This is a genomic window from Streptomyces sp. NPDC051136, assembly GCF_044455745.1.
GTDB lineage: Bacteria > Actinomycetota > Actinomycetes > Streptomycetales > Streptomycetaceae > Streptomyces.
Genome location: NZ_JBITFE010000006.1, coordinates 314,903 through 327,403, shown reverse-complemented (window position 1 = coordinate 327,403; position 12,501 = coordinate 314,903). Strand labels below are relative to the sequence as shown.

The window sequence follows — 12,501 nt, the reverse complement described above, 5'->3', positions numbered from 1 at the left end:
ACGCCATGACACCTGTCACGCCCAAGCCGGGACCGCCGGCACTGCCCGGCGCACCCGCCCTCTGCCACGCTGACCGGTATGACGAGGACGACGGCCCGGCCGTACCGGAAGGACGTGCTGCACGCGTGAGCGGCGTCAACATCGGGCAGCGCCCGGAGAATCGCACGCAGAAGGCGATCAAGGTCATGTGGACGGCCATCTGGCTGGCCTTCCTCGGCGCCCCCGTCGACGACCTGCTGCACGGAGGACACGCCCTCGGCGTACGGGTGCTCGGCTGGGGCGCCCTGGCCGTCTTCGTCGTCTGGTACATGCTGCTCGTCTTCCGCACGGGCCGCGGTGACCGGTCCGGCGTCGTCCTCGGCTCACTCGCCGTCCTCGCCGCCGAGTCCACCGCCCTCGCCCTCACCCTGGGCCGCTCCTGGCTGGTCCTGCTCGTCTACGTCTCCATCGCGTCCGGCGCCGCCCTGCCGCCCAGGCTGGCCCGCTGGACGATCCCGGGCGCGTCCGCGCTGATGGCGGCGCTGGCCCTGCTGGTGCCCGACGGCAGGGCGTTCCTCGGCGGGCTGCTCGTACCGGCTCTGCTGGGCGGCTTCGCCATGACCGGCGTACGCGAGCTGATCCGCACCACGATCGCGCTGCGCGAGGCCCGCGCCACCGTCGCCCAGCTCGCCGCCAACGAGGAGCGGCTGCGCCTCGCCCGTGACCTGCACGACCTGCTCGGCCACTCGCTCTCCCTGATCACCCTGAAGAGCGAGCTGGCCGGCCGCATGCTCCCCGACCACCCCGACAAGGCCGCTCAGCAGGTCGCCGACATCGAACAGGTCAGCCGTCAGGCCCTCGTCGACGTCCGCGAGGCCGTCACCGGATACCGCCGTGCCCGCATAGCCCCCGAACTCGCCGGGGCGAAGGTCGCGTTGTCGGCGGCCGGAGTGGCCGCGGAACTGCCCGGCGAACCGGACCCGACCGGCCTGGACGAGGAGTCCGAGGCGGCCCTCGCCTGGGCGCTGCGCGAGGCGGTCACCAACGTCGTACGGCACAGCGGCGCCCGGCGCTGCGTGGTCGAGCTGCTGCGGCGCCAGACGCTGGACGGCGCGGTGCTGGAGCTGTCGGTGGAGGACGACGGCTCCGGCGGCCCCGCCCCCGTGAACGCCCCCGGCAACGGCCTCACCGGCCTGGCCGAGCGCCTGGCGAAGGTGGGCGGTGCGCTGGAGGCGGCCGGGTCCCACCGCGGGTTCCGGCTGGTCGCCCGCGTCCCGGCCGGTGTGGCCACCGACGTAGGATCCGGGGCATGAGCCGCACGATCAAGGTCCTGCTGGCGGAGGACCAGGCGATGGTCCGCGAGGCACTGGCCGCCCTGCTCGGCCTGGAGGAGGACATCGACGTCGTCGCCCAGGTGGCCCGCGGCGACGAGGTGCTGGACGCCGCCCGGACGCACGGCGTGGACGTGGCCCTGCTGGACATCGAGATGCCCGGAGCGACCGGCATCGAGGCGGCGGCCCTGCTCCACCGGGAGCTCCCGGCCGTGAAGCTGGTCGTCCTCACCACCTTCGGCCGCCCCGGTTACCTGCGCAGCGCCATGGAGTCCGGTGCCGACGCCTTCCTCGTCAAGGACGCCCCGGCGGCCCAACTCGCCGAGGCGGTGCGCAAGGTGCTGGCAGGGGAGCGGGTCATCGACCCGACCCTGGCGGCGGCGGCCCTCGCCGACGGAGCCAACCCCCTCACCGACCGCGAACGCGAAGTCCTCCGCGCCGCCGCCGACGGCTCCACCAACGCCGAACTCGCCCACACCCTCCACCTCTCCCAGGGCACGGTCCGCAACTACCTCTCCACGGCCATCCAGAAACTGGCGGTGCGCAACAGAGCAGAGGCGGTCCAGGTGGCAAGAAACAAGGGCTGGCTGTAGGAGGAAGGCCCCCGCAGCTGCGGTGGCTGTCGCGACGCCGCCCCCAACCCCCGGCCCACGCCCCCGACGTTCAGTTCAACATCGCCCGAGCCGCCCGGGCCTCCCCCCGCACCTCCTCCGCGACCGCGAGATCCACCGCCCCCACCATCTCCGCGTACGCCTCCAACTCCCCGGCCCCCGCCACGAACTCCCCCCGCTGCACCAGCAACCGCGCCCGCTCGTACCGCAACCGCGCCGCATGCGCCGGCAACAGCAGCGCCAGCTCGATCGCCCACAGCCCCACCGCCGACTGCTCCGGCCGTCCCGCCGCCCACGCCCGGACGTTGTTCAGCACCCGCGACACCACCTCCAACGGCGCCGCGGGCTTCAGCATCGACGGCCGCAACTCCGCCCCTGTCGCCCCGGCGACCAGCACCTCCGCGTCCTTGCCACTGAGCAGCCGCCCCCCGTCGAACGGATCGACGAGCACCCGCCCGTCCTCCGCACCCGGTGCCTCCGCCCCGGCATCCGACCCGAGCCCGACCACGAAGTGCCCCGGCAACGCGACCCCGTAGACCGGCGCCCCCGCCCGCCGGGCCACCTCCAGCCACACCACCGACAGCAGGATCGGCAGCCCTCGCCGACGCCGCAGCACCTCGTGCAGCAGCGACGACTCCAGCCGCTGGTAGTCCGCGGCGACCCCGTGGAACCCATACCGCTCGCCGAGCAGGTCCCGCAGCGCCACCGCCCACGCCCGCGGCGTACCCGGCCGGAACGGCAGCTCCCCGGCCAGCCGGTCCAGTTCGACCTGCGCGGCGTCCAGACCCGCCTCGTCCAGCGTCCCGTCCGCCTCCGCGCCCATCAGCAGGCACAGGGTGGCCAGGTCGGGCCGCTCGGACCGGGCCTCATCGGCGAACCGCCGCCGCACTTCGGCGGAGCGGTCGGACGACGGGGGCTGGAGAGGGTGAGGGTGGTGCATTCCGGCTCGTGCCCTTTCTCGGTGCGGTCGGGTTGCGGTGCCGTAGCGGCGGTCGGCTACCGGTCCGTCCCGGTAGGCCCGGGCTCCCGGTAGTGGTGGTAGGCGTGGTGCGCCGCGAAGCCCATCCCGGCGTACAGCGCCCGGGCCCCGGCGTTGTCCGTCTCCACCTGGAGCCACGCCGCCGACGCGCCCTCGTCGAGCGCCCGCCGGGCCAACGCGGCCATCACCTCGGTCGCGAGCCCCCGGCGCCGCAGCGCGGGATCCACCTCGACCGCCGCGAAGGACGCCCAACGCCCGTCCACGACACACCGCCCGATCGCCGCGGGCGTGCCCGGGGCGTCCGCGTCCGCGTCGGCGCCGGGCACCTTGGCGAACCACACCGACGGCCCGCTGCCCAGCACCCGCAGCGCCACCTCGCTGACGCCCTTGCGCTGGTACCGGGCCAGCCAGGCCTCGTCCGCCTCCCGGGACAGGACCACACCGGAGCCCTCGGCCAGATCGGCGACCGGCGCGAGCGGACCGGTCCACACCTCGGCCGTCACCTCACGGACCCAGCCCCGCCGCTCCAGCTCCGCGCACAGCAGCTCCTCCGTGCCGACGGCGCCGGTGGCGGTCTGCACGTACGCGGGCAGCCCGCGCTCGCCGTACCAGCGCCGTACGGCCGTCAGCGCCTCGTCGAGCGGCAGCCCCGGATCGCCGAGCGGCAGCACGGAGTTGGCCCGCCGGGTGAAGCCCGCCGCCGCCCGCAGCTCCCACGCCCCGAGCCGCTCGCTCTCCACGGGACGCCAGGCCCGCGCGGCGACCCGCGCCAGCTCCTCGTAGGACGCGGCGGGACCGCGCCGGCGGGCGGGCGCGGCCGGTACGACCTTCCCGGCGACCAGGTCGGCCTCCGCGACACGGACGCTCTCGCCACTCTTTCGTGTGATCAGCAGCACACCGTCGGTCCATGATGTGAGAACGCCGACCGTGTCGGTGAACTTCTCACCCGCGACACCAGCTTCGCTCAAGCGCCGTACGGAGACTCGTTTGCCCACGTCAGCAGCGGTGATACGGACCTCAAGTCGCCCTGCGGCAGAGATTTCCACAGGTCTGTCCACCCCTCCTGTTCGGATCATGCCCAAGAACGGAGATACTAGGGGCGGGCATCGACGACGCCGCGCTCCCGCGCGCCAGGCGGCGGAGCCTACGGAGGCCCGCCAGCGCCCTATCGAGGAGGAACGACAGCGTGACCTACGTCATCGCGCAGCCTTGTGTCGACGTGAAGGACAAGGCGTGCATCGAGGAGTGCCCGGTCGACTGCATCTACGAGGGCCAGCGGTCCTTGTACATCCACCCGGACGAATGCGTCGACTGTGGTGCCTGTGAGCCGGTCTGCCCGGTCGAGGCGATCTTCTACGAGGACGACACTCCCGAGGAGTGGAAGGACTACTACAAGGCGAACGTCGAGTTCTTCGACGAGCTCGGCTCGCCCGGCGGCGCCAGCAAGCTGGGGCTGATCGAGCGCGACCACCCCTTCGTCGCCGCGCTGCCGCCGCAGAACCAGTAAGAGCGGCCCGCAACGCGCCGCCTCGGTCCCGTACGGCCCGGTCACCCCGATCGGCGCCGCACGGGACCGAGGCGTTTGCCGTAGCACCGCGCGCCGCCGAGGAAAGGGAGCCACCCACCGTGTCCGCAGTCTCCGACCGTCTTCCCACCTTCCCCTGGGACAGGCTGGAGCCGTACAAGAAGACGGCCGCAGCCCATCCCGGAGGCATCGTCGACCTCTCGGTCGGCACCCCGGTCGACCCGGTCCCCGAGCTGATCCAGAAGGCCCTGGTCGACGCGGCGGACTCGCCGGGTTACCCGACCGTCTGGGGCACCCCGGCGCTGCGCGACGCGATCACCGGCTGGGTCGAGCGCCGCCTCGGCGCCCGCGACGTCACCCACCGCCACGTACTGCCCGTCGTCGGCTCCAAGGAACTCGTCGCCTGGCTCCCGACCCAGCTGGGCCTGGGCCCGGGCGACCGGGTGGCCTTCCCGCGCCTCGCCTACCCGACGTACGAGGTCGGCGCGCGCCTGGCCCGCGCGGAGTACGAGGCGTACGACGACCCGACCGAGCTGGACCCGGCGGGGCTGAAGCTCCTCTGGCTCAACTCCCCGTCGAACCCGACCGGCAAGGTCCTGTCCAGGGCGGAGCTGACCCGGATCGTGGCCTGGGCCCGCGAGCACGGCGTCCTCGTGGTCTCCGACGAGTGCTACCTGGAGCTGGGCTGGGAGGCCGACCCGGTCTCGGTCCTGCACCCGGACGTCAACGGCGGCTCGTACGACGGTCTCGTCGCCGTCCACTCGCTGTCCAAGCGCTCCAACCTCGCGGGCTACCGCGCGGCCTTCCTGGCCGGCGACCCGGCGGTCCTCGGCCCGCTCCTGGAGATCCGCAAGCACGGCGGCATGATGACCTCGGCGCCGACCCAGGCCGCCGTCGTCGCGGCCCTCGGCGACGACGAGCACGTCCGCGTCCAGCGCGAGCGCTACGCGTCCCGCCGCACCGCCCTGCGCGAGGCCCTGCTCGGCCACGGCTTCCGCATCGAGCACAGCGAGGCCAGCCTCTACCTCTGGGCCACCCGCGACGAGTCCTGCTGGGACACGGTCGCCCACCTGGCCGACCGCGGCATCCTGGTGGCCCCGGGCGACTTCTACGGCCCCGCGGGCCAGAACTTCGTCCGCGTCGCCCTCACGGCAACGGACGAACGCGTCCAGGCAGCCGTCACCCGCCTGAAGTCCTGACGGCGTCCTGACGGCGTCCTGACGGCCCCGGCCGCGGCCACCGCCCCGGCGTAGGACAGCAGAACGCCGGGGCCCGGGGAAGAATCCCCGGGCCCCGGCGCCGCTCAAGCCCGGCGCTCAGCCGATCGGCAGACCCTGCACCGGCAGCCCACCCTTACCCAGCGCGTCCGTCGGCAGCCCACCCTTCGTGGCGGTCGAAGCCGTGTCACCCACGAGGTCCCCGGCGGAGCCCGCCGCGTCCCCGGCGGCGTTCTGCGCGGCGGGCGTGGCCTTCTTGACGACCGACCCACCGGTCTTGCCGGCGGCCGGCACGGCCTTCTTCACGGCCTTGCCGCCGGTGTCCCCCGCGGTCTCGGTGACGTTCTGGGCCGCGGAGTCGACGGTGTTGCCGACGTTCGCCCCGTCCAGGGCGGTCAGTCCCCCGAGGTTCGGGGCGGCCGGCAGTTCGGGAGCCGCGCTCGCGGAGCCGGCCGCACCGACCCCGGCAGCCGCTCCTGCAGCGACGAGCAGCGCGGCACGGGCGATCCTGCGGGTCAGGGGGAGGGACATGATGCTCCTTCGACGGAAGTCGACGACAACGATGGGAATCCGACCGTGCCCGGAGCGATCGGAGTGTGATCGACCGGGCTCGGACGCAGTGACTACCGCTCGAAGGCCACGAAGGTTGCGGCGACCCAACGTAAAGAGTTGGTAATGCGTCGCATTATCAGGTGCACAGAAAAACGGGCAAAAGGGCGCCGGTCGGAAAGTCTGCCGAATCCTTACGGCCCTTGATTTTCCTGGCCTCCGGCGCCCGCGACCGCGACCGCTCCCCAACCCGTGCGCCACGTCGATCCCGTGCCGACGCGGGCCACTCCCCGGGGTGACGGCTCGTACGGGTGAACGCCGGACGGGGGTGCGGGCTACCGGACGGAGGTGATCCGCACCGGTCCCGTCGTCCGCTCCGCGCCCTTGGTGCCCCCGGCGTCCGTCGGGGACCACTTGCTGTCGGTGTTGCCCGCGGTCCACTCCCGGCCCGCGTAGGCGACCCGCTGGATGTGCAGCGAGGAGGCGTTGGCCACCGCCCAGTGCGCCAGCTGCCAGCCGCGTCGCTCGGCCGCCCGCCCGCCCGTCGGCTCCGCGCCCGGGCCGGCGTCGGTCACGGGCACCGTCACGGTCCGCCCGTCCGAGGCGCCCGCGACCCGCGCGGCACCCGTGCCGGTGTCCCCGCCGTCGGCCACCTCCGCCCCGGCCGGCCGGAGCACGGTGTGCCCGAAGTCCCGCACCAGTGCCGCGCGTACCGCGTCCGGGCCCTTCTCCGGCGTCGAGCCGGGGCGTCCGTCGCAGGTCAGCGTCGCCGCGGACCGCCCGGTGAGGGCGGCGGCGAGCAGCTCGGCGTCCGGCTCGTGCTTGGCGTAGGCGTCCGGGAAGGCGCTGCGCTGCACGCGCTGCGCGGCGTCCGTCAGCGGAAGGTCCAGATAGCCGGGGATCTCGACCAGGTGGTCGTAGAACAGGCCCGCCGAGTACGCCGGGTCCATGATCTCCTCGCGCTTGCCCCAGCCCTGCGAGGGGCGCTGCTGGAACAGGCCGAGCGAGTCCTTGTCGCCGTGGTCCAGGTTGCGCAGCGCCGACTCCTGGAGCGCGGTCGCCAGCGCGATCGTCACGGCCCGCTCCGGCAGCTTGCGCGCGGTGCCCACGGCGGTGATCGCCGCCGCGTTCACGGCCTGCTCCGGCGTGAACTCGTAGGTGGTCCCGCCGCCCTCGCCGGAGGCCACCCTGCACCCCGGGGCGCCCGCGCCCCCGGTGACGTACTGCACGGCCAGATAACCGGCGACCGCGAGGAGAGCCACGGAGGCGGCGCCCGAACGGGCGAGGCGGCCACGGCGTTTGCGGGGTGGGGACGGCTGAAGCACGCGTACAAGGTACTGGAGGGTAGGGTCCGGTGTCCGCCGGGTGCGGACACTGCCCGAAGGGGCAGGGAGTTAGGGTCGGGGCCATGGCCGATACCCCGCTTGACCTCACGTTGGACGCCGCGGAGCTTACCGCGCGGCTCGTCGACTTCCCGTCCGAGAGCGGCACCGAGAAGCCGTTGGCGGACGCGATCGAGAGCGCGCTGCGGGCCCTGCCGCACCTGTCGGTCGAGCGGTACGGCAACAACGTCGTCGCCCGTACGGAGCTGGGCCGCGCGGAGCGCGTGATCCTGGCCGGCCACATCGACACGGTGCCGATCGCCGGCAACGTCCCCTCCCGGCTGGACGAGGACGGAGTCCTGTGGGGCTGCGGCACCTGCGACATGAAGGCGGGCGTCGCGGTCCAGCTGCGCATCGCGGCCACCGTCCCCGCCCCCAACCGCGACCTCACCTTCGTCTTCTACGACAACGAGGAGGTCGCCGCCGAGCTGAACGGCCTCAAGCACGTCGCCGAGGCGCACCCCGACTGGCTGGAGGGCGACTTCGCGGTGCTGCTCGAACCGTCCGACGGCCAGGTGGAGGGCGGCTGCCAGGGCACCCTGCGGGTCCTGCTGAGGACGACGGGCGAGCGGGCGCACTCCGCGCGCTCCTGGATGGGCTCCAACGCCATCCACGCCGCCGCCCCGATCCTCGCGCGCCTGGCCGCGTACGAGCCCCGCAACCCGGTCATTGACGGCCTGGAGTACCGCGAGGGCCTCAACGCGGTCGGCATCACCGGCGGGGTCGCGGGCAACGTCATCCCCGACGAGTGCGTGGTCACGGTCAACTTCCGCTACGCCCCGGACCGCAGCCCCGAGGACGCCCTCGCCCACGTGCGCGAGGTCTTCGCGGACTGCGGGGTGACGGACTTCGTGGTCGACGACCACAGCGGCGCGGCCCTGCCCGGACTGTCCCACCCGGCGGCGGCGGCCTTCATCGAGGCGGTGGGCGGCACCCCGCAGCCCAAGTACGGCTGGACGGACGTGTCCCGCTTCTCGGCGCTCGGCGTCCCCGCGGTCAACTACGGCCCGGGCAACCCCCACCTGGCGCACAAGCGCGACGAGCGCGTGGAGGTGGCCAAGGTCCTCGCGGGGGAGGAGCGCCTGCGGTCGTGGCTGACGGCATGATCCACGGCCCGGGCGACGGGTTTATGTCGCAGCGTGGCGGACATGCTCAGGTCCCTCGTACGTAACCCGCGTAGATCTACGCTGAGGTGGAAGAACCTGCGACTGGAGGGAGCGCGCATGGCTACCGGCAACCCCGAGGGCAAGAAGCGGCCACCGGAGGAGCAGCGCCTGGGCCCCGTCCTCCGGCGGCGGGACAAGGTGCAGGAGAGCACCACGGACCAGCGCCTGCTGGACGAGCGCGCTCCGACGGACTGGGTCCACACCGACCCCTGGCGCGTCCTGCGCATCCAGTCGGAGTTCATCGAGGGCTTCGGCACCCTCGCCGAACTGCCGCCCGCCATCAGCGTCTTCGGCTCCGCCCGTACGTCGGTCGACTCACCGGAGTACGAGGCGGGCGTCCGGCTGGGCCGCGGCCTGGTGGAGGCGGGGTTCGCCGTCATCACCGGCGGCGGGCCCGGCGCGATGGAGGCGGCCAACAAGGGCGCCCTGGAGGCGAAGGGCACCTCGGTCGGCCTCGGCATCGAGCTGCCCTTCGAGCAGGGGCTGAACCCCTACGTCGACATCGGGCTGAACTTCCGCTACTTCTTCGTCCGCAAGATGATGTTCGTGAAGTACGCGCAGGGCTTCGTCGTGCTGCCCGGCGGCCTCGGCACCCTGGACGAGCTGTTCGAGGCCCTCACCCTGGTGCAGACCCAGAAGGTGACCCGCTTCCCCATCGTCCTGTTCGGCTCCGAGTACTGGGGCGGCCTGGTCGACTGGCTCCGCGGCACCCTGGTGGCCCAGGGCAAGGCCGCGGAGAAGGACCTCCTGCTCTTCCACGTCACGGACGACGTGGAAGAGGCGGTGGCCCTGGTCTCCAAGGAGGCGGGCCGCTAGCAGCCGGTCACCGGCGGGGGAGGCGGAGCCTAGGCCAGCCCCCGCCGCGCCACCGCCGGCTCCCGGTGCCCGGCGATCGTCGCCACCATGTCCAGGACCTGCCGTGTCTCCGCCACCTCGTGCACCCGGTACACCCGGGCCCCGAGCCAGGCCGACACGGCCGTCGTCGCCAGCGTGCCGATGACCCGCTCCTTCACCGGCCGGTCCAGCGTCTCCCCGACGAAGTCCTTGTTCGACAGGGACACCAGCACCGGCCACCCCGTCTCCACCATCTCCCCGAGCCGCCGGGTCGCCTCCAGGCTGTGCCGCGTGTTCTTCCCGAAGTCGTGCCCGGGGTCGATCAGCACCGACTCGCGCTTCACGCCCAGCTCCACCGCGCGCTCGGCCAGCCCCAGCGTCACCCGCAGGATGTCGTCCACGACGTCGTCGTACGTCACCCGGTGCGGCCGCGTCCGCGGCTCGGCGCCGCCCGCGTGCGTGCACACCAGGCCCACCCCGTGGCGGGCCGCGACCTGGGCGAGCTTCGGGTCGACGCCGCCCCACGCGTCGTTCAGCAGGTCGGCCCCGGCCTCGCACACGGCCTCGCCCACCTCGTGCCGCCAGGTGTCCACGCTGATCACCACGTCCGGGAAGCGCCGCCGCACCTCGGCGACGAAGCCCACCGTGCGCCGCGCCTCCTCCTCGGCCGACACCTCGTCCCCGGGACCGGCCTTCACGCCGCCGATGTCGATGATGGCGGCGCCCTCGGCCACCGCCTGCTCCACGCGCGCGAGGGCCGGCTCGTCGCGGAAGGTCGCCCCCTGGTCGTAGAAGGAGTCGGGGGTCCGGTTCACGATCGCCATGACCACCGGCTCGTGCGCCGCGAACTCACGCCTGCCCAGCCTGAGCGTCCCCTGTGACATCTTCTCGTCCATACCCGTTCTCTCGTCCCGCCTCGGCCCCGGGCGCGCGGTCCTTCGACGGCCGCGCTCCCGACTGTCAGACTCGCATGGCACGATCGGACCCGGCACAACCGACTCCGACTCAGACAGACTCCGGCACGACCGGCTCCGGCCCGGACCGGAGTCCGACCCGACCATGGGGGCCCCAGCGATGGTCATGTTCCTGTTCCTCGTCATCGCGCTGGCCGTCGTCGTGGCCGCGGTGACGCTCGCCGTGGTGGGCGGCGGCGACAGCGGGCCGCTGCCCGACGCCGCACCCGAGCGGGTGCGGGACGCCCTGCCGCCGGACCGCCCGGTGGGTCGCGGCGACGTGGAGCGGCTGCGCTTCCCGCTCGTGGTCCGCGGCTACCGCATGGCGGACGTCGACGACGCCCTCGGCCGCCTCGGCGCCGAGCTGGCCGAGCGCGACGACCGGATCGCCGGCCTGGAGTCCGCGCTCGCGGGCGCCCGGGCCGCCGCGGCCCACCGGCACGCCGTCATGGACAAGCCGGCCCCCGAGGAGCAGCAGTGAGCACCGGGGAGGCCCTCGCGGGCCCGGACGGCGCGCCGCGCTGCCCCTGGGCGGTGTCCACCGAGGACTACCTCGCGTACCACGACGACGAGTGGGGCCGCCCGGTCCGCGGCGACGACGCGCTGTACGAGCGGCTCAGCCTGGAGGCCTTCCAGTCCGGCCTGTCCTGGATCACCATCCTGCGCCGCCGCACCGGCTTCCGCCGCGCCTTCGCGGGCTTCGAGATCGCCGAGGTCGCCGCCTTCACCGACGCGGACCGCGAGCGCCTGCTCGCCGACGCCGGCATCATCCGCAACCGCGCCAAGATCGACGCGACCCTGGCCAACGCGCGCGTGCTGGCCGACTGGGCGCCCGGCGACCTGGACGCGCTGATCTGGTCGTACGCCCCGGACCCGGCCGCGCGCCCGGTCCCGAAGACCCTCGCCGACGTCCCGGCCGTCACACCCGAGTCCACGGCGCTGTCCAAGGCCCTGAAGAAGCGGGGCCTGCGCTTCGTCGGACCGACGACGGCGTACGCGCTGATGCAGGCGTGCGGGCTGGTCGACGACCACCTGGCGGCGTGCGTGGCCCGCCGGAGCTGAGCCGCCGACCGCCCGCCGCCCGCACCTGCGGCCGCCCGCCCGCCGGGTGCTACCGGCCCAGGTACTTCGGCTTCGCCTTCTCGACGAACGCCCGCACCGCGATCGCGTGGTCCTCGGAGGAGCCCGCCCGGGACTGCAGCTCGTCCTCCTTGTCCAGCGTCTCGGAGAGCGAGTGGGTCAGCCCGTACGCCATCGCCTCCTTCAGCGCCGCGTACGCCACCGTCGGCCCCTCGGCCAGCGCCCGCGCCGTCTTCTCGGCCTCGGCGCGCAGGTCCGCGGCGGGGACGACCCGGGTGGCGATGCCCAGCTCGTACGCCTCCTGCGCGCCGATGCTGCGCGGGAAGAACAGCAGGTCGGCGGCGCGCCCGGGGCCGACGACCCGCGGCAGCGTCCAGGACACGCCGGAGTCGGCGGTGAGCGCCACGCCCGCGAAGGACGTGTTGAACGCCGCCGTGTCCGCGACGATCCGGTAGTCCGCCGCGAGCGCGAAACCGAGGCCCGCCCCGGCCGCCACGCCGTTCACGGCGGCGACCACCGGCTTCCCGGCCCCGGCGAGCGCCCGCACGATCGGGTTGTAGTGCTCACGCACCGTGCTCATGGTCTGCCCCGAGCCCGTCTCCCGGTCGGAGGCCAGCAGGCCGATGTGCTCCTTGAGGTCCTGGCCGACGCAGAACGCCCGCTCCCCGGCCGCGGTCAGCAGCACCGCCCGTACGGCGTCGTCCGCCGCCGCGGAGCGCACCGCGTCCCGGAGCGCGACCTTGGTCTCGATGTTCAGCGCGTTCATCGCCTCGGGGCGGTTCAGCGTGATCGTCGCGAGCCCGTCGCTCACCTCGTAGAGCACGGTGTCGGCCATGTGATCCCCTCCGCGTAGTGGCATGCCTTGGATGGTGTCCGTCAGACAGCATGACGGAGA

General features: G+C 73.7%; 14 protein-coding genes. 8 read left to right on the top strand and 6 right to left on the bottom strand.

The annotated features are described in order from the left end of the window. Positions 1-125 precede the first annotated feature (125 nt). A complete protein-coding gene (locus ACIBCJ_RS19400; protein WP_362104667.1) occupies positions 126-1,292 on the top strand; it encodes a histidine kinase in 1,167 nt (388 codons plus the stop codon). Beyond that, positions 1,289-1,903, top strand: coding sequence for a response regulator transcription factor (locus tag ACIBCJ_RS19395; RefSeq protein WP_362104664.1), 615 nt, complete (start codon positions 1,289-1,291; stop codon positions 1,901-1,903). Before ACIBCJ_RS19400 ends, ACIBCJ_RS19395 begins: the two co-directional genes overlap by 4 nt. Positions 1,904-1,973: 70 nt before the next feature. On the opposite strand, the gene ACIBCJ_RS19390 is transcribed toward ACIBCJ_RS19395, so the two are convergent. Together ACIBCJ_RS19390 and ACIBCJ_RS19385 are read right to left on the bottom strand one after the other, a co-directional pair. Continuing rightward, on the bottom strand, positions 1,974-2,861 hold the full coding sequence (locus tag ACIBCJ_RS19390; RefSeq protein WP_362104661.1) for a transglutaminase-like domain-containing protein: 888 nt from the start codon (positions 2,859-2,861) through the stop codon (positions 1,974-1,976). A gap of 56 nt (positions 2,862-2,917) precedes the next feature. Beyond that, complete coding sequence (locus ACIBCJ_RS19385; protein WP_362104658.1) at positions 2,918-3,946, bottom strand: GNAT family N-acetyltransferase; 1,029 nt, start codon at positions 3,944-3,946, stop codon at positions 2,918-2,920. Positions 3,947-4,086: 140 nt separating this feature from the next. Between ACIBCJ_RS19385 and fdxA the strand changes: the two genes are divergently transcribed. After that, positions 4,087-4,407: a ferredoxin gene (gene fdxA / locus ACIBCJ_RS19380; protein ID WP_003973842.1), complete on the top strand. Its 321-nt coding sequence runs from the start codon at positions 4,087-4,089 to the stop codon at positions 4,405-4,407. A gap of 119 nt (positions 4,408-4,526) precedes the next feature. Further along, positions 4,527-5,624: a bifunctional succinyldiaminopimelate transaminase/glutamate-prephenate aminotransferase gene (locus tag ACIBCJ_RS19375; RefSeq protein ID WP_362104653.1), complete on the top strand. Its 1,098-nt coding sequence runs from the start codon at positions 4,527-4,529 to the stop codon at positions 5,622-5,624. A gap of 117 nt (positions 5,625-5,741) precedes the next feature. Here the strand turns inward: ACIBCJ_RS19375 and ACIBCJ_RS19370 are convergent, their stop codons facing one another. Together ACIBCJ_RS19370 and ACIBCJ_RS19365 are read right to left on the bottom strand one after the other, a co-directional pair. Further along, positions 5,742-6,173, bottom strand: a complete 432-nt coding sequence (locus tag ACIBCJ_RS19370) for an ATP-binding protein (RefSeq protein ID WP_362104650.1) — start codon at positions 6,171-6,173, stop codon at positions 5,742-5,744. Between the two features lie 353 nt (positions 6,174-6,526). Then, positions 6,527-7,516: a heavy metal transporter gene (locus ACIBCJ_RS19365; RefSeq protein ID WP_362104647.1), complete on the bottom strand. Its 990-nt coding sequence runs from the start codon at positions 7,514-7,516 to the stop codon at positions 6,527-6,529. An 83-nt stretch (positions 7,517-7,599) separates the two neighbouring features. Here ACIBCJ_RS19365 and dapE point away from each other — a divergent pair, with 83 nt between their 5' ends. Both dapE and ACIBCJ_RS19355 read left to right on the top strand, forming a co-directional pair. Beyond that, positions 7,600-8,679 carry a succinyl-diaminopimelate desuccinylase gene (dapE, locus tag ACIBCJ_RS19360; protein WP_362104644.1) on the top strand — a complete coding sequence of 360 codons (1,080 nt, stop codon included), beginning with the start codon at positions 7,600-7,602 and terminating at the stop codon, positions 8,677-8,679. Between the two features lie 117 nt (positions 8,680-8,796). Further along, positions 8,797-9,555, top strand: a complete 759-nt coding sequence (locus ACIBCJ_RS19355; RefSeq protein ID WP_362104641.1) for a TIGR00730 family Rossman fold protein — start codon at positions 8,797-8,799, stop codon at positions 9,553-9,555. A gap of 29 nt (positions 9,556-9,584) precedes the next feature. Here the strand turns inward: ACIBCJ_RS19355 and folP are convergent, their stop codons facing one another. Further along, positions 9,585-10,457 (bottom strand): dihydropteroate synthase, encoded by an 873-nt coding sequence (gene folP / locus ACIBCJ_RS19350; protein ID WP_362104818.1) that lies wholly within the window; start codon positions 10,455-10,457, stop codon positions 9,585-9,587. A gap of 190 nt (positions 10,458-10,647) precedes the next feature. Between folP and ACIBCJ_RS19345 the strand changes: the two genes are divergently transcribed. Both ACIBCJ_RS19345 and ACIBCJ_RS19340 read left to right on the top strand, forming a co-directional pair. After that, positions 10,648-11,007, top strand: coding sequence for a DivIVA domain-containing protein (locus tag ACIBCJ_RS19345; RefSeq protein ID WP_362104815.1), 360 nt, complete (start codon positions 10,648-10,650; stop codon positions 11,005-11,007). Further along, on the top strand, positions 11,004-11,588 hold the full coding sequence (locus ACIBCJ_RS19340) for a DNA-3-methyladenine glycosylase I (RefSeq protein ID WP_365980019.1): 585 nt from the start codon (positions 11,004-11,006) through the stop codon (positions 11,586-11,588). The genes ACIBCJ_RS19345 and ACIBCJ_RS19340 overlap by 4 nt, the downstream gene beginning before the upstream one ends. 49 nt (positions 11,589-11,637) lie before the next feature. Here ACIBCJ_RS19340 and ACIBCJ_RS19335 read toward each other — a convergent pair whose 3' ends face one another. Further along, entirely contained in the window at positions 11,638-12,441 is an 804-nt protein-coding gene (locus ACIBCJ_RS19335) for an enoyl-CoA hydratase-related protein (RefSeq protein ID WP_362512387.1), read from the bottom strand. Positions 12,442-12,501: the final 60 nt, after the last annotated feature.